This is a genomic window from Pseudomonas sp. TZ252 (assembly GCF_056110345.1).
In genome coordinates this window covers 3,449,439-3,466,705 of sequence record NZ_CM148566.1, presented here as the reverse complement: position 1 = coordinate 3,466,705, position 17,267 = coordinate 3,449,439, and the positions used below count along the sequence as shown (strand labels likewise).

At 68.5% G+C, this 17,267-nt stretch carries 21 protein-coding genes and 1 riboswitch; of the genes, 6 read left to right on the top strand and 15 right to left on the bottom strand.

Translation table 11 applies throughout. The annotated features are described in order from the left end of the window. Nucleotides 1-135: 135 nt before the first annotated feature. Entirely contained in the window at nt 136-1,305 is a 1,170-nt protein-coding gene (locus ACYAF3_RS16045; RefSeq protein ID WP_003118239.1) for a mandelate racemase/muconate lactonizing enzyme family protein, read from the bottom strand. 157 nt (nt 1,306-1,462) lie between these two features. On the opposite strand from ACYAF3_RS16045, the gene ACYAF3_RS16040 reads away from it, so the two are divergent. The 3 genes from ACYAF3_RS16040 (at nt 1,463) to dxs (ending at nt 4,581) form a co-directional block, all read left to right on the top strand. Next, nucleotides 1,463-1,705, top strand: coding sequence for an exodeoxyribonuclease VII small subunit (locus ACYAF3_RS16040; RefSeq protein WP_003093283.1), 243 nt, complete (start codon nt 1,463-1,465; stop codon nt 1,703-1,705). Beyond that, the gene (locus ACYAF3_RS16035) at nt 1,702-2,589 is read left to right on the top strand and encodes a polyprenyl synthetase family protein (protein WP_003114915.1); all 888 of its coding nucleotides are present in this window, start codon (nt 1,702-1,704) and stop codon (nt 2,587-2,589) included. Before ACYAF3_RS16040 ends, ACYAF3_RS16035 begins: the two co-directional genes overlap by 4 nt. A gap of 108 nt (nt 2,590-2,697) precedes the next feature. After that, on the top strand, nt 2,698-4,581 hold the full coding sequence (dxs, locus tag ACYAF3_RS16030; RefSeq protein ID WP_003102816.1) for a 1-deoxy-D-xylulose-5-phosphate synthase: 1,884 nt from the start codon (nt 2,698-2,700) through the stop codon (nt 4,579-4,581). 237 nt (nt 4,582-4,818) lie between these two features. Here the strand turns inward: dxs and ACYAF3_RS16025 are convergent, their stop codons facing one another. The 13 genes from ACYAF3_RS16025 to nrdR all read right to left on the bottom strand — a co-directional run bounded on the left by ACYAF3_RS16025 (nt 4,819) and on the right by nrdR (nt 14,540). Further along, nucleotides 4,819-5,616 (bottom strand): cobalamin-binding protein, encoded by a 798-nt coding sequence (locus tag ACYAF3_RS16025; protein WP_003102817.1) that lies wholly within the window; start codon nt 5,614-5,616, stop codon nt 4,819-4,821. Then, the gene (locus ACYAF3_RS16020; RefSeq protein WP_003102818.1) at nt 5,616-6,035 is read right to left on the bottom strand and encodes a hypothetical protein; all 420 of its coding nucleotides are present in this window, start codon (nt 6,033-6,035) and stop codon (nt 5,616-5,618) included. Before ACYAF3_RS16020 ends, ACYAF3_RS16025 begins: the two co-directional genes overlap by 1 nt. Continuing rightward, entirely contained in the window at nt 6,032-6,649 is a 618-nt protein-coding gene (gene ribA, locus ACYAF3_RS16015) for a GTP cyclohydrolase II (protein WP_003110510.1), read from the bottom strand. Before ribA ends, ACYAF3_RS16020 begins: the two co-directional genes overlap by 4 nt. A 130-nt stretch (nt 6,650-6,779) precedes the next feature. After that, nucleotides 6,780-7,424 carry a TIGR02281 family clan AA aspartic protease gene (locus ACYAF3_RS16010; protein ID WP_003093301.1) on the bottom strand — a complete coding sequence of 215 codons (645 nt, stop codon included), beginning with the start codon at nt 7,422-7,424 and terminating at the stop codon, nt 6,780-6,782. Nucleotides 7,425-7,426: 2 nt separating this feature from the next. Further along, nucleotides 7,427-8,173 (bottom strand): substrate-binding periplasmic protein, encoded by a 747-nt coding sequence (locus ACYAF3_RS16005; protein ID WP_003102821.1) that lies wholly within the window; start codon nt 8,171-8,173, stop codon nt 7,427-7,429. Nucleotides 8,174-8,181: 8 nt separating this feature from the next. Then, the gene (locus ACYAF3_RS16000) at nt 8,182-8,697 is read right to left on the bottom strand and encodes a phosphatidylglycerophosphatase A family protein (protein WP_003093304.1); all 516 of its coding nucleotides are present in this window, start codon (nt 8,695-8,697) and stop codon (nt 8,182-8,184) included. Next, nucleotides 8,690-9,658: a thiamine-phosphate kinase gene (gene thiL, locus ACYAF3_RS15995; RefSeq protein WP_003454180.1), complete on the bottom strand. Its 969-nt coding sequence runs from the start codon at nt 9,656-9,658 to the stop codon at nt 8,690-8,692. Before thiL ends, ACYAF3_RS16000 begins: the two co-directional genes overlap by 8 nt. Nucleotides 9,659-9,676: 18 nt before the next feature. Continuing rightward, the gene (nusB, locus tag ACYAF3_RS15990; RefSeq protein ID WP_003093308.1) at nt 9,677-10,156 is read right to left on the bottom strand and encodes a transcription antitermination factor NusB; all 480 of its coding nucleotides are present in this window, start codon (nt 10,154-10,156) and stop codon (nt 9,677-9,679) included. Then, nucleotides 10,153-10,629 (bottom strand): 6,7-dimethyl-8-ribityllumazine synthase, encoded by a 477-nt coding sequence (gene ribH / locus ACYAF3_RS15985; protein WP_003093311.1) that lies wholly within the window; start codon nt 10,627-10,629, stop codon nt 10,153-10,155. Before ribH ends, nusB begins: the two co-directional genes overlap by 4 nt. A gap of 117 nt (nt 10,630-10,746) precedes the next feature. Beyond that, on the bottom strand, nt 10,747-11,844 hold the full coding sequence (gene ribBA, locus ACYAF3_RS15980) for a bifunctional 3,4-dihydroxy-2-butanone-4-phosphate synthase/GTP cyclohydrolase II (RefSeq protein ID WP_003454181.1): 1,098 nt from the start codon (nt 11,842-11,844) through the stop codon (nt 10,747-10,749). A 26-nt stretch (nt 11,845-11,870) separates the two neighbouring features. Further along, the gene (locus ACYAF3_RS15975) at nt 11,871-12,530 is read right to left on the bottom strand and encodes a riboflavin synthase (protein WP_121377825.1); all 660 of its coding nucleotides are present in this window, start codon (nt 12,528-12,530) and stop codon (nt 11,871-11,873) included. 183 nt (nt 12,531-12,713) lie between these two features. Further along, nucleotides 12,714-12,876: riboswitch (FMN riboswitch) on the bottom strand. Nucleotides 12,877-12,957: 81 nt separating this feature from the next. Continuing rightward, on the bottom strand, nt 12,958-14,079 hold the full coding sequence (ribD, locus tag ACYAF3_RS15970) for a bifunctional diaminohydroxyphosphoribosylaminopyrimidine deaminase/5-amino-6-(5-phosphoribosylamino)uracil reductase RibD (RefSeq protein ID WP_031755671.1): 1,122 nt from the start codon (nt 14,077-14,079) through the stop codon (nt 12,958-12,960). After that, the gene (gene nrdR / locus ACYAF3_RS15965) at nt 14,076-14,540 is read right to left on the bottom strand and encodes a transcriptional regulator NrdR (RefSeq protein ID WP_003107181.1); all 465 of its coding nucleotides are present in this window, start codon (nt 14,538-14,540) and stop codon (nt 14,076-14,078) included. The genes ribD and nrdR overlap by 4 nt, the downstream gene beginning before the upstream one ends. A 185-nt stretch (nt 14,541-14,725) precedes the next feature. Here nrdR and ACYAF3_RS15960 point away from each other — a divergent pair, with 185 nt between their 5' ends. From ACYAF3_RS15960 to trxA, 3 genes are all read left to right on the top strand, one after another. Beyond that, nucleotides 14,726-15,196, top strand: a complete 471-nt coding sequence (locus ACYAF3_RS15960; RefSeq protein WP_003113050.1) for a YbaY family lipoprotein — start codon at nt 14,726-14,728, stop codon at nt 15,194-15,196. Further along, nucleotides 15,193-15,855, top strand: a complete 663-nt coding sequence (locus ACYAF3_RS15955) for a class I SAM-dependent methyltransferase (protein ID WP_003158811.1) — start codon at nt 15,193-15,195, stop codon at nt 15,853-15,855. The genes ACYAF3_RS15960 and ACYAF3_RS15955 overlap by 4 nt, the downstream gene beginning before the upstream one ends. 71 nt (nt 15,856-15,926) lie before the next feature. Beyond that, nucleotides 15,927-16,796 (top strand): thioredoxin, encoded by an 870-nt coding sequence (gene trxA / locus ACYAF3_RS15950; RefSeq protein WP_003105274.1) that lies wholly within the window; start codon nt 15,927-15,929, stop codon nt 16,794-16,796. A gap of 24 nt (nt 16,797-16,820) precedes the next feature. Here trxA and ACYAF3_RS15945 read toward each other — a convergent pair whose 3' ends face one another. Beyond that, nucleotides 16,821-17,177: a hypothetical protein gene (locus tag ACYAF3_RS15945; protein WP_003105273.1), complete on the bottom strand. Its 357-nt coding sequence runs from the start codon at nt 17,175-17,177 to the stop codon at nt 16,821-16,823. Nucleotides 17,178-17,267 lie beyond the last annotated feature (90 nt).

Below are 17,267 nucleotides of genomic sequence, written 5' to 3'. Positions count from 1 at the left end.
GAGCCCTCGGCTCGTCGATGCAGAATTCCTAAGGCAGGCGCGGCTTATCAGAAGTAAGCCAACCCCACCCCAGAAAAGCCGGCCACAAGCCGGCTTTTTTAATGCCTCCGCACAACCCCAGCCAATCACCGTTCTCTAGGCCTCCAGAAGCTTGCGGAACAGCCCGGCAAGTGTCGCCTGGCGCTCGAAGCCTATACCAGGCGATTGTGGCAATCCCGCCAATCCCGAGGAAAACGGCAGGGCACCGGCGAAATCGTCGAATGGCCGGAAAGCCGACGGCGTAGCCTCGGCCCAACCCAGGCGCAGGGCCGCCACCAAGTGCAGGCTGAACAGGTAGCCGGCGTGCGGGCGGAAGGCCGCGCGCGGCCAACCCCGGGCGCACAGGTGGTCGAGTATCGCCAGGTAGCCCGGCAGGCCATAGCAATGCACGGGGTCGAACACCAGCACGTCGCGCTCCCGCCGCAAGCCGCCATAGAGATCCAGCAAGCGAGCCTCGGCCAGGGAGAACAAGGCCTCGCCGGCACCGATGGGCCCCGGATAGATATCCGCCACTTCGGCCTGGGTAGGGAAATCGTGGGGGTCGCAGATGTCCTCGAACCACCACAACCCCAGCGGCGCCAGGGCTTTCGCTGCGTCGACCGCGCCCTCCGCGTCGTAGCGATTCATCGCGTCGACCGCCAGCCGCGAAGCGTCGCCGAGAACCCGCAGCGCCCTGTCGATACGGCGCCGGTCCTGGTCCAGCCCGGCCGCGCCGATCTTGATCTTGGCGTGGGTGTAGCCGAGATCGACGAAGCGCCGCAGTTCCTCTTCCAGGCGTCCCAGGTCGTCGTGCGGATAGGGGTAGCCGCCGCCGGCGTAGACCGGTACGCGCTGCGGATAGTCTTCCGCCAGCCCCAGGCGTCGCGCCAGGAAGCGATGCAGCGGCAGGCCGGCGGCCTTGGCCGCGGCATCCCACAGCGCCATGTCCAGGGCGCCCACCGCGACGCAGCGTTCGCCGTGGCCGCCGGGCTTCTCGTCGCGCATCATCAGGTCCCAGGCTCGCAACGGATCGATGCCACTGCCGTCGTCGCTCGCCAGGCTGTCCGCCGGAGCCCCCAGCAGGCGCGGGGCGAAACGCTCGCGGATCAGCCCGCCCTGGGCGTAGCGCCCTACCGAGGCGTGGCCGTAGCCGACCACACGCCGACCGTCGCGCACGATATCGGTGAGCACCGCCACCAGGCTGGTGCTCAAACCACCGGTGGCAGCCGCCACGCCGGCGTAACGGGAAAGGGGAATACTGCGTTCCCGGACCTCCTGGATGCGCATCGCCTGTCGGCTCCTCCTCGCTGGACCTCTCTCCACCTTAGCCAAGGCCGCCGCCATGGTCGTCCCGATCGGTCGTAGCGACCTTCCGCCGATTTGCCCGGCCCCCGCCCCTCTGCTAGTGTCGCGGGGTTTTGTACACCTCGCCGAGACTCCCCCGATGGCCCGCAAGAAAACCCTCGATTTCGAACAGTCCCTCACCGAGCTGCAAACCCTGGTGGAACGCCTGGAAAGCGGCGAGCTGTCGCTGGAAGAGTCGCTGGGCGCCTTCGAGCAGGGCATCCGCCTGACCCGCGAATGCCAGACGTCGCTGAGCCAGGCCGAACAGAAGGTACAGATCCTCCTCGAACGCGACGGCGAGCTCAGCGAAGCGCCGTTCGATGCGGAAGGCGACGAGGCATGATCGCGGCCTACCAGGCGCGCTGCCAGGCGCGCGTCGATGCCGCCCTGGACGCCCTGTTCGTCGCTCCCCGCGAAGAACTGCAACGCCTCTACGAGGCCATGCGCTACAGCGTGATGAACGGTGGCAAGCGGGTTCGCCCGCTGCTCGCCTACGCCGCCTGCGAGGCCCTCGGCGGAGCGCCGCAGCGCGCCGACGCCGCGGCCTGCGCGGTGGAGCTGATCCATGCCTACTCGCTGGTCCACGACGACCTGCCGGCGATGGACGACGACGACCTGCGCCGTGGCCAGCCGACCACCCACCGGGCCTTCGACGAAGCCACCGCGATCCTCGCCGCCGACGGCTTGCAGGCGCTGGCCTTCGAAGTGCTCGCCGACACCCGGCGCAATCCGCAGGAACATGCCGTCTGTCTGGAAATGCTCACCCGCCTGGCGCGCGCCGCAGGCTCCGCCGGCATGGTCGGCGGCCAGGCGATCGACCTCGGCTCGGTCGGCGTGGCCCTCGACCAGGCGGCCCTGGAAGTCATGCACCGGCACAAGACCGGCGCGCTGATCGAAGCCAGCGTGCGCCTCGGCGCCCTCGCCAGCGGTCGCGCCGAGCCCGCCTCGCTGGCCGCCCTGGAGCGCTACGCCGAAGCGATCGGCCTGGCCTTCCAGGTGCAGGACGACATCCTCGACGTGGAAAGCGACACCGCCACCCTCGGCAAGACCCAGGGCAAGGACCAGGCGCACAACAAGCCGACCTATCCCGCCCTGCTCGGCCTGGAGGCCGCCAAAGGCTATGCCCTGGAGCTGCGCGACCTGGCCCTGGCCGCCCTCGACGGTTTTCCGCCGAGCGCCGACCCGCTGCGCCAACTGGCCCGCTACATCGTCGAGCGACGCAACTGACCGACGGGTCGTCGGAAGTCCCCGGCAAAGGTAGGGGCTCCCTTGCTTGGGCGCGGCCGGTGCATCAGGTAAACTGCTGGCCTCTCCGGATTGCATAACGACAGCCTGATGCCCAAGACGCTCCATGAGATTCCCCGCGAGCGCCCCGCCACGCCCCTGCTCGACCGCGCCTCTTCGCCGGCCGAACTGCGCCGGCTGGGCGAGGCGGACCTGGAAACCCTGGCCGACGAGCTGCGCCAGTACCTGCTGTATACCGTCGGCCAGACCGGCGGTCATTTCGGCGCCGGCCTCGGCGTGGTCGAGCTGACCATTGCCCTGCACTACGTCTTCGACACTCCGGACGACCGCCTGGTCTGGGACGTCGGCCACCAGGCCTATCCGCACAAGATCCTCACCGAGCGCCGCGAGCTGATGGGCACCCTGCGCCAGAAGAACGGCCTGGCGGCCTTCCCGCGCCGCGCAGAGAGCGAGTACGACACCTTCGGCGTCGGCCACTCCAGCACCTCCATCAGCGCCGCCCTGGGCATGGCCATCGCCGCCCGCCTGCAAGGCAAGGAGCGTAAGTCGGTGGCCGTGATCGGCGACGGTGCGCTGACCGCCGGCATGGCCTTCGAGGCACTCAACCACGCCTCGGAAGTCGACGCCGACATGCTGGTGATCCTCAACGACAACGACATGTCGATCTCGCACAACGTCGGCGGGCTCTCCAACTACCTGGCGAAGATCCTCTCCAGCCGCACCTATAGCAGCATGCGCGAGGGCAGCAAGAAGGTGCTCTCGCGCCTGCCCGGGGCCTGGGAGATCGCCCGGCGCACCGAGGAATACGCCAAGGGCATGCTGGTCCCCGGCACCCTGTTCGAGGAGCTCGGCTGGAATTACATCGGCCCGATCGACGGCCACGACCTGCCGACCCTGGTGGCTACCCTGCGCAACATGCGCGACATGAAGGGCCCGCAGTTCCTCCATGTGGTGACCAAGAAAGGCAAGGGCTTCGCCCCGGCCGAACTGGATCCGATCGGCTACCACGCGATCACCAAGCTGGAAGCTCCCGGCAGTGCGCCGAAGAAGACCGGCGGACCCAAGTATTCCAGCGTCTTCGGCCAGTGGCTGTGCGACATGGCCGCCCAGGACGCGCGCCTGCTCGGCATCACCCCGGCGATGAAGGAAGGTTCCGACCTGGTGGCCTTCAGCGAACGTTATCCGGAACGCTACTTCGACGTCGCCATCGCCGAACAGCATGCCGTGACCCTGGCCGCCGGCATGGCCTGCGAGGGCATGAAGCCGGTGGTAGCGATCTACTCGACCTTCCTCCAGCGCGCCTACGACCAGTTGATCCATGACGTCGCCGTGCAGCACCTCGACGTGCTGTTCGCCATCGACCGCGCCGGCCTGGTCGGCGAGGACGGCCCGACCCACGCCGGTAGCTTCGACATCTCCTACCTGCGCTGCATCCCCGGCATGCTGGTGATGACCCCCAGCGACGAGGACGAGCTGCGCAAGCTGCTCACCACCGGCTACCTGTTCGATGGCCCGGCCGCGGTGCGCTATCCGCGCGGCAGCGGCCCCAACCATCCGATCGATCCGGACCTGCAACCGGTGGAGATCGGCAAGGGCGTGGTCCGTCGGCGCGGCGGCAGGGTCGCACTGCTGGTCTTCGGCGTGCAGTTGGCGGAGGCGATGAAGGTCGCCGAAAGCCTCGACGCCACGGTCGTCGACATGCGTTTCGTCAAACCCCTCGACGAAGCCCTGGTACGCGAATTGGCGGGCAGCCACGAACTGCTGGTGACCATCGAGGAAAACGCCGTGATGGGCGGCGCCGGCTCGGCGGTCGGCGAGTTCCTCGCCAGCGAGGGCCTCGAAGTCCCGCTGCTGCAACTGGGCCTGCCCGACTACTACGTCGAACACGCCAAGCCCAGCGAGATGCTCGCCGAATGCGGCCTGGATGCCGCGGGCATCGAAAAGGCAGTACGCCAGCGTCTCGACCGGCAGTAGCGCCAAACCCAGCGACAACGGCGGATAACCGCGTTGCGGTTATTCGCCCTACCCCCCAATTGCCGTAGGGCGAATAACGCCACCGGCGTTATCCGCCGATACACCACCATACCGACATACCCCGCCGACTGGCAGCGATAACCGCGTTGCGGTTATTCGCCCTACCCCCCAATTGCCGTAGGGCGAACAACGCCGCCGGCGTTATCCGCCGATACAGCGCGCGATACCGGCAAGCATTCAGCGCGCCCCGGCGAGCGAGCGGCAGAGTTTCTCGGTCGCCGCCAGCATGGCGAAGCTCGGCCGCTCGAGGTTCTTGTCTTCGATCCGGTACAGCTGTCCGCGCCGCGTCGCCGCCAGCGCCGGCCATTGCCGCCAGAGTTCGAGCTGGGCGTGACTGCCGGCGACGATGACCGCCGGATCCCGCGCCAGAACCGCCTCGACGCTGACCTGCGGCGCCGGCTGCGGCAGGTCGCCGAACAGGTTCTCGGCGCCGCAGACGCGCAGCGCATCGCTGATCACCTGGCGTCCGCCAATGGTGTACAGCGGCCGGTCCCAGACCTGGTAGAACACCTTCAGCGGCTTGTCCCGCCGGTAGCGCTCGGCCAGGCGCCGCATGCCTTCGCGGAACCTGGCCGACAACCGCTGGCCGGCCTCGGCCTCGCCCAATGCCTCGCCCAGCGCAGCCAGTTGCAGGGCCAGTTCGTCGAGGCTGTGCGGTTCGGCGATGAAGAGGGCGATGCCGAAGTCCCGCAGGCGCTGCAACTGCGCCTCGGGCACGCTGCCGGGCCAGACCAGGATCAAGTCGGGCTGCAGTTCCAGCAGGCGTTCGAGATTGACCTGGCCGTAGCGGCCGACGGAAGGCAGGTCGCCAATCGCCGCCGGACGCTCGCCGCCATCCAGCACGCCGACCAGGCGGCGCGCTGCGCCGAGTTCGAGGACGCTGTCGGTCAGCGAAGGCGCCAGGCTGACCACCCGCTGCGCCGCCCCGGCGGAAAGGCTGAGGAGCAGGCAGGCGAGCAGCCAGAACGAGCGCATCAACCGAGTTGACGCGGAATACGGTAGAGCCAGAACAGCACCAGGCTGGTGACCCCGAGCAGGATCAGCGCAACGCCGTTGAGCCCGGCGAACACACCCGGCACGCCGATCCAGGCCGGCAGGCTGGCGCCGAACAGGGCCTTGCGGCGCACCTGCGCCAGACGGGTCCAGGCGGCGGCTTCCTCCGCCGTATCCAGCGCTTTCTGGGTGGCGATGAGACCACGCTTGTAGGCACCGAACAGCGGCAGGTTGACGAACATCGACAGCAGCGCGGCGATGAACAGCGGCATCGCCAGGCCATGGGGAAGGGGTTGCAGTTCGCCGAGGAAGAACTCGACCAGGATCAGCGGCAACAGCGCCAACGCCAGTTGCAACCACCAGGCACGTCCCAGCGCGCCGCGGGCTTGCTGGCGACTCACGTGGTTTCCGCCTCGCCCTGGTGCAGGCTGCCGAGCATGTGCCCGAGCTTGCCGGCCTTGGTCGCCAGGTAGCGCCTGTTGTGCTTGTTCAGGCCCTTTTGCAGCGGCACGCGCTCCGCCACGGTGATGGCGTAGCTTTCCAGCGCCTTGACCTTGCGCGGATTGTTGGTCATCAGGCGCAGGGAGGAGACGCCCAGGTGCGCGAGCATCGGCTGGCACATGGCGTAGTCGCGCTGGTCGGCGCCAAAACCCAGTTGCAGGTTCGCCTCGACGGTGTCGGCACCGCCATCCTGCAATTCATAGGCACGGATCTTGTTCAGCAGGCCGATGCCGCGACCTTCCTGGCGCAGGTAGAGGAGCACGCCGCGGCCCTCCTCGGCGATGGCGGCAAGCGCGCCTTCCAGCTGGAAACCGCAATCGCAGCGCAGGCTGAACAGCGCGTCGCCGGTCAGGCATTCGGAATGCAGGCGACCAAGCACCGGCGCGCCATCGGCGATGTCGCCCATGCTCAGGGCTACATGTTCCTTGCCGCTCTCCTCGTCGAGGAAACCATGCATGGTGAATTCGCCGAAGGGAGTCGGCAGTTTGGAGGCGGCGACGAACACGACGGACACCGGGGAACTCCTAGGGAAACGGAAGTCCGCCATTGTACCAGCAGCGTCCGGCGCCCGGTCAGCTCGAAATGCCGCAAATACCTATCGAGATGGACGATGAATAGAACCCCGGGTTATGAGCGAGCGACATTCAATGCTTGGCCTCGATAAGCAGCATTCCCTGTTCCTCGCGCCAACGCACCCGGTTGAGGAAACTCATGCCGAGCAGGGCTTCGGTCGGATAGCCACCCTCGATCACCGCCGCCTCGACACCCAGCAACTCGATACCGCCGATCTTCACCCGGTCCAGGGTCACCCGCCAGCCGCGCGAGGTTCCGCTGGCAGTGGAGGCGACCATCGGCTTGCCGTCCACCCGGTAATCGATACCCAGGCGGCGCGCCTCGTTCTCGTTCATGGCGATGCTGGTGGCGCCGGTATCCACCAGGAACTGCATGTTCTGCCCGTTCACCGAGCCAGCCACCCAATAGTGCCCGCCCGTACCGCGGGCGATGCTGAAGCTTTGCCGCTGCGGCGCCGAATAGCCTGCCTCGTTGTATTCGCGGCTCAGTTCGTAGGTGCGCTCGACGCCGTCGATCCGCAGCACCGCCTTGCGGCTGTCGGCGCTGACCACCTGGACGCCCTGCGGGCCGGTCTGGCCGACCCTGACCAGCTTGCGCTGGCCATCGACGTTGAGTACCGCCGCGCCGGGGAACAGGCCGACCACGAACACCTGGGGCGCGGCCAGCGAGGACAACGCGAGAACGCTGGAAAACAGGGCGACGCACAGCCGCAGCATGATCACTCCTTGGGTGGCAGGATTGCCTTCAACGGCGCATAGGGCCAGTTCCAGCGGGCGAAGATCCGCTCCAGCTCGCCGCTGGCATGCAACTGCCGCATGCGCCGGTCGAACAGCGCCAGCAGCTCACGGCCCCTGGGGGAATCGGAGAAGCCAAGATACAGCGGCAACCGAGTGACGTCGGTGATGCGGTACTCAGCCGCCAGCGCTCCGGCCCCTGCGAGCATTTCCTCGAGTTCCGGACGCGAATCGATGAAATAGTCGACCCGGTGGTTGAGCAGCATCGGCAGCGCCGAGGTGCGGCGCTGCAACTCGCTGTGCGGGGTCAGGGTAGGGAAATAGCGGGCGAAGGCGTAGCCACGCATCCATGACAGGCGGAACCGGCTCAGGCCCTCCAGTGGCGGCGGCGGATTGTCTTTCAGGGAAAGCACGGCGATCGGATCGACGTCATAGGGCCAGCGAGGATAAAGCGCTTCGTCGATTTCCCCGCGGTAGGCGCCGACCCAGGCGTCGGCCTCGCCGCGCAGGACCAGGCCGACCGCCCGGGTATAGGGCTCGTTGGCGATCCGCAGGCGTACCCCGGCCGGCTCGTAGACGGCCCGCAACAGGTCCCAGGCCACCCCGCGACCGTCCTCCTGGGTGTAGCGCGTCCAGGTTTCGCTGACCACGCGGATCTCGCCCACGGAGGGGGCGGCGGAAGCGACGCCGGGCAGCAGCCACAGGCAGCAGAACAGGACGAGCAGACGCATGGGAGGCCTCAGACCAGCCAGTGTACCCATCCCCAGACTAGACCCTGCATGACCAGCCAGGCGAATACCCCGGCCAGGACGTCGTCGAGCATGATCCCGACGCCGCCGTGCACGTTGCGGTCCACCCAACTGATCGGCCAGGGCTTGAGAATATCCACGATGCGGAACACGACGAAGCCGATCAGCAGCCACCACCAGCCCTCCGGCACCAGCCAGAGGGTTATCCACATGCCGACCATCTCGTCCCAGACGATGCCTTCGTGGTCGTGCACGCGCAGGTCGTCGGCGACCTTGCCGCACAGCCAGAAGCCGAACAGCATGGTCACTCCCAGCATCAGCCAGTAGCCCCAGTCCGGCAGCATCTGCCACAGCGGGATGAACGGGATGGCCACCAGCGACCCCCAGGTGCCCGGCGCCTTGGGCAGGGTGCCGGAGCCGAAGCCGAAGGCGAGGAAATGCCAGGGATTGCGCCAGACCGACGGCGGCACCGGCTGCGCCGGCGCCTGATCAGGATGCTCAGTCACGTTGGGTTCCGAAATGTTGGTAACCGGCCGCGGCCGGTATGAGTTCCTTTCCGTCGGCGTCGAGCAGGTGCACCCCCTGTCCCGCCTCGACCCGGCCGATGACGGCCGTGGCCGGCCACGCGGCGCGAATCTCGCCAAGGTACTCAGGCGGCAGGGTGAAAACCAGCACGTAGTCGTCGCCGGCGGCCAGTTGCTGGCGCAAGGCTTCCTCGCCGGCGAGCAGGCCGCTCAACGCGGCGCTTGCCTGCAAGCGCTGGCATTCGACCAACAGGGCAACGCCGGAAGCGCGGGCGATATGCCCGCAGTCGGCGAGCAGCCCGTCGGAGATGTCCAGGGCGGCGCTGGCCTTGCCGCGCAGGGCGAGGCCCAGACCGAATTGCGGGGCCGGCGTCCAGTAGCGCGCCAGCAGCGGTTCGGCCACCTCGGCGGGCGCCGATCTTCGCTCCAGCACCAGTTCCAGCGCCGCTCCAGCCTCGCCGAGCGGGCCCCCGACGCAGAGCAGGTCGCCCGGGCGCGCACCGGCGCGGGTCAGCGCCTGGCCGGCCGGCACCCTGCCGAATACGGTCAGGGTCATGCTCAGCGGGCCGCGCGTGGTGTCGCCGCCGACCAGGGCCAGGCCGCACTGCCGGGCCATGGCGTCGAGGCCGCGGGCGAAGCCCTGCAACCACTCGGCGTCGGCCTGCGGCAAGGTCAGGGCCAGGGTGAAGGCCAGGGGCGCGGCGCCCATCGCCGCCAGGTCGCTGGCGGAGACCGCCAGGGCGCGCTGGGCAAGAAGGAAAGGGTCGCAACCGGCGGGAAAATGCACGCCTTCCACCAGGGTATCGGTGGAGACCGCCAGTTGTTCGCCGGCTGGCGGCGCCAGCAGGGCGCAGTCGTCGCCGATGCCGAGGGCCACGTCCGCCGCCGGCGCCGCGCAGGCGGCCGCGGCGAAGAAGCGGCGGATCAGCTCGAACTCACCCATGACGCCGCCGGCGCGGGATCAGCGCTTGCCGCCGCGCAGCTCGGCGGCGCGCAGGCGCGGCGCCAGCTTGTCGAGCACGCCGTTGACGAACTTGTGGCCGTCGGTGGCGCCGAAGGTCTTGGCCAGCTCGATGCCCTCGTTGATCACTACCTTGTAGGGCACGTCGATGCGGTTGCGCAGCTCGTAGGTGGACAGCCGCAGGATGGCCAGCTCGACCGGGTCGATCTCGGCCAGCGGGCGGTCCAGGCAGGGCTCGAAGGTGGAGTCCAGCTCGCTCTTCTGTCGCGGCACGCCGTGCAGGATCTCGTGGAAGTAGGCGCCGTCGACCTCGGAGAAGTCGTTGTCGGTGCGGAACTGCGCCTCGATCTCGTGCAGGGGCTGGCCGGCGATCTGCCAGGAGTACAGGGCCTGGACGGCCAGGCTGCGGGCCTTGCGGCGAGCGGCGGTCTTGCCTTTCGGCGGCTTGGCTGCCGGGTTGCCGCTGTCTTGATTGCTCACTTGGCCTCCAACTGCGCCAGCAGGCTGACCATTTCCAGGGCCGACAACGCGGCTTCGGCGCCCTTGTTGCCGGCCTTGGTGCCGGAGCGCTCGATGGCCTGCTCGATGGAGTCGACGGTGAGGACGCCGAAGGCGACCGGGATGCCGAACTGCAGGGACACCTGGGCCAGGCCCTTGGTGCACTCGCCAGCCACGTATTCGAAGTGCGGGGTGCCGCCACGGATCACCGCGCCGAGGGCGATGATGGCGTCGAAGCCGCCTTGCTGGGCGACCTTCTGGGTCACCAGCGGGATCTCGAAGGCACCCGGGGCGCGGATGATGGTGATCTCGCTTTCAGCCACGCCGTGGCGGACCAGGGCGTCGACGGCGCCGCTGACCAGGCTTTCCACGACGAAGCTGTTGAAGCGGCCGACCACCAGGGCGTAGCGGCCTTTGGGGGCAATGAAGGTACCTTCGATGGTCTTCAGGGTCATGAGCAGGTCTCATCTGTTAAAGAGCCGGGACGCCGTTGCGCCCCGAGCGAAAAGGGTCGAAAGGTCCGTCCAGCATAGCGCCCACCGCGATCTTGCACGCGGCGGGCGGGACAGGCCTTATTCGGCGGGCAGGTATTCTACAACTTCCAGGTCGAAACCGGATATCGCATTGAAGCGCATCGGCGCACTCAGCAGGCGCATCTTGCGCACGCCGAGGTCGCGCAGGATCTGCGAACCGGCACCGACGGTGCTGTAGGTGGTGGTGGCCTTGGGCGCCGGAGCCGGCGCCGAAGCGATCTCGCGGACATGGGCGAGCAGGTCGTCGCCGCCGATCTGGTGACCGAGCAGCAGCACCACGCCGCTGCCCGCCTCGGCGACCCTGGTCATCGCCGCGCGCAGGCTCCAGCGGCCCGGCTGGTTGACCTGCAGCAGGTCGCGCAGCGGGTCCATGTTATGCACGCGGACCAGGGTCGGCTCTTCCGCGCAGACCTTGCCGAGGGTCAGCGCCAGGTGCACGTCGCCCTCCACCGAGTCGCGGTAGGTGATCAGGTTGAAGTGGCCCAGTTCGCTGTCGAGCGGCTGCTCGGCGATGCGCTCGACGGTGCGCTCGTGGATCAGCCGGTAGTGGATCAGGTCGGCGATGGTGCCGATCTTGATCCCGTGCTCGGCGGCGAACGCCTCCAGTTCGGGCCGGCGAGCCATGCTGCCGTCGTCGTTCATCACCTCGCAGATCACCCCGGACGGCTCGAACCCGGCCATCCGCGCCAGGTCGCAGGCCGCCTCGGTGTGCCCGGCGCGAGCCAGGGTACCGCCCGGCTGGGCCATCAGCGGGAAGATGTGGCCGGGGCTGACGATGTCGGCGGCCACGGCGTTCTTCGCCGCCGCAGCCTGCACGGTGCGGGCGCGGTCCGCGGCGGAGATGCCGGTGGTGACGCCCTCGGCGGCCTCGATGGAGACAGTGAACTTGGTGCCGAAGCCGGAGCCGTTGCGCTGCACCATCAGCGGCAGGCCGAGGCGCTCGCAACGCTCGCGGGTCATCGGCATGCAGACCAGGCCGCGGGCATGCTTGACCATGAAGTTGATGTCTTCGGTGCGGACGCATTCGGCGGCCATGATCAGGTCGCCTTCGTTCTCGCGGTCCTCGTCATCCATCAGGATGACCATCTTGCCTTGGCGGATGTCTTCGATCAGTTCGTCGATCGTGTTGAGTGCCATGGGCACCCCCTTATGCAATTCGTGGGTTACTTGAGAAAACCGTTCTCGGCGAGAAACGCTTCGCTGATGCCGGAGGCGCTGGGCTCGGCGGCCTTGTCGCCAAGCAGCAGGCGCTCCAGGTAACGGGCCAGCAGGTCGACCTCGAGGTTGACCCGGCGTCCGGGCTGGTACTCGGCCATGATGGTTTCGCTGAGCGTATGCGGGACGATGGTCAGCTCGAACTCCGCGCCGTTCACCGCGTTCACCGTGAGGCTGGTGCCGTCGACGGTGATCGAGCCCTTGTGCGCGATGTACCTGGCCAGTTCGCGCGGGGCACGCACGGTGAACTGGATGGCGCGGGCGTTCTCCTCGCGCTTGAGCACCTCGCCGACGCCGTCGACGTGGCCGCTCACCAGGTGTCCGCCGAGGCGGGTGGTCGGCGTCAGGGCCTTTTCCAGGTTCACCCGGCTGCCCACCTTCAGGTGCTGGAAGGCGGTGCGCGCCAGGCTCTCGCGGCTGACGTCGGCCCAGAAGCCATCGCCGGGCAGTTCCACCGCGGTCAGGCAGACGCCGTTGACCGCGATGCTGTCGCCGAGCTTGATGTCGCCCAGGTCGAGCTTGCCGGTGGCGATGTAGACCCGCAGGTCGCCGCCCTTGGGCGTCATTGCGCGGACGCTGCCGATCGACTCGATTATGCCGGTGAACATGCGACCTCCCGTTTTTCCGCCGCACAGGCGCACAGCATGGCCGGCGCGACGCCGAGCGGCCTGCGTGCCATAGCGCGGGTATTCCAAGATGAAGACATATGACGAACTCCTGTTTCGTGAAAAACAGGGCTTTTTGGATCGAAGGGGATCTTGCGGGCGCACAGGGTACGCCCAGGCAGGCAATCCCGTTCTCTCTTTATCCGGACTATGACCGTCGGCCCCGGAATCGCACCGGGTCTGCTGACCTTGTCGTCCGGCGGTGGCCGGTCCGGCAAGCGCTCGCGGGCTAGGCGCCTTGCGCGCCATTACCGCCGGTGGGGACTTTCACCCCGCCCTGAGAACGTTACGGCCACCGAGATGGCCGTGTGGCGTTTTACCACAGTTGCGCCGCTTGTGCATCGTCCGCCGCGTCGCCGCGCAGCGAAGTTCAGGCGTCCCGCGGATGGGGCCGCGCGGTGACCAGCCAGTCGTCGCCCACCGCGCGGATGTCGTCGATCCGCAACTGCGCCGCATCGGCCATCCGCGCCAGCGGCCAGTCGAGCAAAGGACGGGCGCTGGAGCCGAGGAACTTCGGCGCGACGAACAGCCGGTACTCATCCACCAGCCCCAGCCGGGCGAAGGCGCCGGCCAGACGCGGGCCGGCCTCCACCAGCACTTCGTTGGCGCCGCGCGCCGCCAGTTCCAGGAGCAGCTTGTGCAAATCGACGTGGCCCTCGGCGGAGGGCAGCGCCAGCAGTTCGTGGCCGGCGTCCTGGAAGCGTTCGCGCGCCGAGGCGGCGGCGCAGGTCGCCACCAGCGCCGGACCGGCCTGGTAGAACGCCGACTCCAGCGGCACCCGCAGGCGCCCGTCGACCAGCACCCGCAACGGCTGGCGAGCCGCGGCGAGCGCGGTAAGCTCGGCGTTCAGGCCCAGTTCGTCGGGGCGTACGTTGAGCCGCGCATCGTCCGCCAGCAGCGTATCGGCGCCGGACAACACCACGCTGGAGCGAGCGCGCAAGCGCTGCACCGCCGAACGCGCGGAGGGCCCGGTGATCCACTGGCTTTCCCCGCTGGCCATGGCGGTGCGCCCGTCCAGGCTCATCGCCAGCTTGACCCGGACGAACGGCAGGCCATGTTCCATGCGCTTGATGAAACCGATGTTGAGTTCCCGCGCCTCGACCTCGAGGACGCCGCTCTGCACCGCGATGCCGGCCTGCATCAGACGCAGCAGGCCGCGACCGGCGACCTCGGGGTTGGGATCCTGCATCGCCGCGACCACCCGCGCCACCCCGGCGCCCACCAGCGCATCGGCGCACGGCGGGGTGCGGCCGAAGTGGCTGCAGGGCTCGAGGGTCACGTAGGCGGTGGCGCCGCGTGCATTCTCGCCGGCCTGGCGCAGGGCATGGACCTCGGCGTGCGGCTCGCCGGCGCGGACGTGCCAGCCCTCGCCGACCACCTGGCCGTCCTTGACCAGCACGCAGCCGACGCGCGGATTCGGATGGGTGGAGTACAGCCCCTGGCGCGCCAGTTCCAGGGCGCGGGCCATGTACAGCGGGTCAGCGGCGCTCATTCCTTGGCCGGCTCGCGGGCGAGGCGTTCGATCTCCTCGCGGAATTCGTTGAGGTCCTGGAAGCGCCGGTAGACCGAGGCGAAACGGATGTAGGCGACTTCGTCGAGCTTCTGCAGCTCGGCCATCACCAGTTCGCCCAGCACCCGCGACTTGATCTCGCGCTCGCCGGTGGCGCGCAACTGGTGCTTGATGTGGCCGATGGCCGCTTCCAGGCGCTCGACGCTGACCGGACGCTTCTCCAGGGCGCGCTGCATGCCGGCGCGCAGCTTGTCCTCGTCGAACGGCTGGCGGCTGCCGTCCTGCTTGATCAGGCGCGGCATGACCAGCTCGGCGGTCTCGAAGGTGGTGAAGCGTTCGCCGCAGGCCAGGCACTCGCGGCGCCGGCGCACCTGATCGCCCTCGGCGACCAGTCGCGAGTCAATCACTTTGGTGTCATGGGCACCGCAGAAGGGACAATGCATGGTGCTGATACAGGCGTAGCTGAAGGAAGCCGCATGGTAGCGCATCCGCGCCCGACCGAGCACCCGCAGAATCGACCGGCGCCGGCACGCTGGGAAAGGCGAGAGGAATCGGACGTTGCGGCCTACGCGAAGCGCGACAAGAATCACACTTTGCGCTATACAAGCGCCGCCCGGATTCCACCGCTATGGAGCAGCCCATGACCCTGCGCCCGATCGCCCTGCTGGCCGTCCTTCTCCTCGCCGCTTGTTCCAGCGACAAGCCGAAGCCTGCGCCAACGCCGCAAGCTTCGCGCAGCGTGACCATGGTCGAGCCGGTGCTACCGGCCCACCTGCGCGAGCTGAGCGGAACGCTGAGCAGCATCCAGGGCAGCCTGCCACGCGGCAGCGAGGTGCAGATGGCACTGCTGGTGATCGACGAGCGCGACCGTCCACAGCGGCTGCTGGCCAGCGAGACGGTGCTGGCCACCGGCGAACTCATGCCCTTCCGCCTGCCGTTCAACCCCGAATCCTTCCCGCCGGCCGGTGGCGCGCTGCGCGTCGAACTGCACGCGCGGGTGATCCAGTCCGGCCAGTTGGCCTGGCGCCTGCATCCGTTGCGGATCGCCCAGCCGACCACCCAGTCCCTCGGCGAACTGCGCCTGGTACGCGCGCCGTGACGGCACCGCAAGCCCTGACCCAGGCGCTGGGCGAGCTGCTCGGCGACGCCCGGCTCAGCGCCACCGCGCTGCCCGGCACCGACCTGCGCCTGTGGCTGATCGACGCGCAGAACATGGACCGCCAGTTCAGCCCGGAGGAAACCCGCCGCATCCTCGAAGAGCCGCCGTACTGGTGCTTCTGCTGGGCCAGCGGGCTGGTCCTGGCGCGCTGGCTGGCGGAGCGCCCGCAGTGGGTCCGCGACAAGCGCGTGCTGGACTTCGGCAGCGGCTCCGGGGTGGCGGCGATCGCCGCGGCCCGCGCCGGCGCCGCCGAGGTGGTGGCTTGCGACCTGGATCCCCTGGCGCTGGCAGCGAGCCGGGCGAACGCCGAACTGAACGGAGTGGAGCTGAGCTATTCGGCGGACTTCTTCGCCGAGGACGATCGCTTCGACCTGATTCTGGTGGCCGACGTGCTCTACGACCGCGCCAACCTGCCGCTGCTCGACCAGTTCCTCAGCCGCGGCCGCCAGGCGCTGGTCGCCGACTCGCGGGTCCGTGACTTCCGTCATCCGCTGTACCGACGCCTGGACGTGCTCGAAGCCTGTACCTGGCCGGACCTCGCCGAGCCCGCCGAATTCCGCCTGGTCAGCCTGTATCACGCCGAACGCGGGCAAGCCTGAGGCACGGGCTTGTTTGCGCGCGGCGCGCCCCCACTTATAGTGGTCACCACCTTGCGTTTCCGAGAATCGACATGAGCGATACGCCCTACATCTTCGACGTCACCGGCGCCAACTTCGAGCAGCTGGTCATCGAGAACTCGTTCCACAAGCCGGTCCTGGTGGACTTCTGGGCCGACTGGTGCGCCCCGTGCAAGGCGCTGATGCCGCTGCTGGCGCAGATCGCCGAGTCCTACCAGGGCGAATTGCTGCTGGCCAAGGTCAACTGCGACGTCGAGCAGGACATCGTGATGCGCTTCGGCATCCGCAGCCTGCCGACCGTGGTCCTGTTCAAGGATGGCCAGCCGGTCGACGGTTTCGCCGGCGCCCAGCCCGAATCGCAGATCCGCGCCCTGCTCGAACCCCATGTGAAAGCACCGGCGCTGCCCGACGAAGACCCGCTGGAAGTGGCCCAGGCGCTATTCGCCGAAGGCCGCATCGGCGACGCCGAAGCGACCCTGAAAGCCCTGCTGGCGGAGAACAACGAGAACGCCGCGGCGCTGATCCTCTACGCCCGCTGCCTGGCCGAGCGCGGCGAACTGGAAGAGGCGCAGGCCATCCTCGACGCGGTGAAGAGCGACGAGCACAAGCAGGCCCTGGCCGGCGCCCGCGCGCAGCTGACCTTCCTGCGCCAGGCTGCCGACCTGCCCGACAGCGCAGAGCTGAAGAGCCGCCTGGCGGCCGATGCCGGCGACGACGAGGCAGCCTACCAGTTGGCCGTCCAGCAGCTCGCCCGACAGCAGTACGAGGCGGCCCTGGACGGACTGCTCAAGCTGTTCCTGCGCAACCGCGGCTACCAGGACGACCTGCCGCGCAAGACCCTGGTGCAGGTCTTCGACCTGCTTGGCAACGACCACCCGCTGGTCACCGCCTACCGCCGCAAGCTGTACCAGGCGCTCTACTGAGTCGCCGAGCCCCGTCCGCGGGGCTCAGTCCTCCAGCCAGACGAACACCTGGGTGCCGTCGACCACCTCGACCTTGACCCGGGCGTCGTGCCGCAGGCGCACCAACAGTTGCTTGGCGGCGCCGGCATTGCCGCTGAACCCCTCCAACTCCGCCAGCAACTGCGGCCCCTCGATCCGCCCGCTGCCGCGCAGCAGGTCCTGGGCGGTCTGCCATAGGCGATCCACCGGCGCTGCCGGCGCCGGCGCCCTGGCCGCCGCGACCTGCGGCTCGCCCAGCGGCGGCGGGGGCACGTGTTGCGCCAGCTGGCGCCAATCCTCGGCGTCCAGTTCCAGGGTCAGGTCCACCGGCCAGTCGCCGATGCTTCCGCGAATCCGCACCATCTCGTTTCTCCACAAGCGAATCGCGCCATGCTCCCACGTCGGCGCGTAGGGGCCAAATCGGCCAGGCTAGGCAGGCGGAAAAATTCGTTA

What these genes read in the sequence shown, in the direction of transcription:
- ACYAF3_RS16045 (WP_003118239.1), bottom strand. Translation starts at nt 1,305, where the DNA reads ATGCGCATCCAGGAGGTCCGGGAACGCAGTATTCCCCTTTCCCGTTAC.
- ACYAF3_RS16040 (WP_003093283.1), top strand. Translation starts at nt 1,463, where the DNA reads ATGGCCCGCAAGAAAACCCTCGATTTCGAACAGTCCCTCACCGAGCTG.
- ACYAF3_RS16035 (WP_003114915.1), top strand. Translation starts at nt 1,702, where the DNA reads ATGATCGCGGCCTACCAGGCGCGCTGCCAGGCGCGCGTCGATGCCGCC.
- dxs (WP_003102816.1), top strand. Translation starts at nt 2,698, where the DNA reads ATGCCCAAGACGCTCCATGAGATTCCCCGCGAGCGCCCCGCCACGCCC.
- ACYAF3_RS16025 (WP_003102817.1), bottom strand. Translation starts at nt 5,616, where the DNA reads ATGCGCTCGTTCTGGCTGCTCGCCTGCCTGCTCCTCAGCCTTTCCGCC.
- ACYAF3_RS16010 (WP_003093301.1), bottom strand. Translation starts at nt 7,424, where the DNA reads ATGCTGCGGCTGTGCGTCGCCCTGTTTTCCAGCGTTCTCGCGTTGTCC.
- ACYAF3_RS16005 (WP_003102821.1), bottom strand. Translation starts at nt 8,173, where the DNA reads ATGCGTCTGCTCGTCCTGTTCTGCTGCCTGTGGCTGCTGCCCGGCGTC.
- thiL (WP_003454180.1), bottom strand. Translation starts at nt 9,658, where the DNA reads ATGGGTGAGTTCGAGCTGATCCGCCGCTTCTTCGCCGCGGCCGCCTGC.
- ribH (WP_003093311.1), bottom strand. Translation starts at nt 10,629, where the DNA reads ATGACCCTGAAGACCATCGAAGGTACCTTCATTGCCCCCAAAGGCCGC.
- ribBA (WP_003454181.1), bottom strand. Translation starts at nt 11,844, where the DNA reads ATGGCACTCAACACGATCGACGAACTGATCGAAGACATCCGCCAAGGC.
- ACYAF3_RS15975 (WP_121377825.1), bottom strand. Translation starts at nt 12,530, where the DNA reads ATGTTCACCGGCATAATCGAGTCGATCGGCAGCGTCCGCGCAATGACG.
- ribD (WP_031755671.1), bottom strand. Translation starts at nt 14,079, where the DNA reads ATGAGCGCCGCTGACCCGCTGTACATGGCCCGCGCCCTGGAACTGGCG.
- nrdR (WP_003107181.1), bottom strand. Translation starts at nt 14,540, where the DNA reads ATGCATTGTCCCTTCTGCGGTGCCCATGACACCAAAGTGATTGACTCG.
- ACYAF3_RS15960 (WP_003113050.1), top strand. Translation starts at nt 14,726, where the DNA reads ATGGAGCAGCCCATGACCCTGCGCCCGATCGCCCTGCTGGCCGTCCTT.
- trxA (WP_003105274.1), top strand. Translation starts at nt 15,927, where the DNA reads ATGAGCGATACGCCCTACATCTTCGACGTCACCGGCGCCAACTTCGAG.
- ACYAF3_RS15945 (WP_003105273.1), bottom strand. Translation starts at nt 17,177, where the DNA reads ATGGTGCGGATTCGCGGAAGCATCGGCGACTGGCCGGTGGACCTGACC.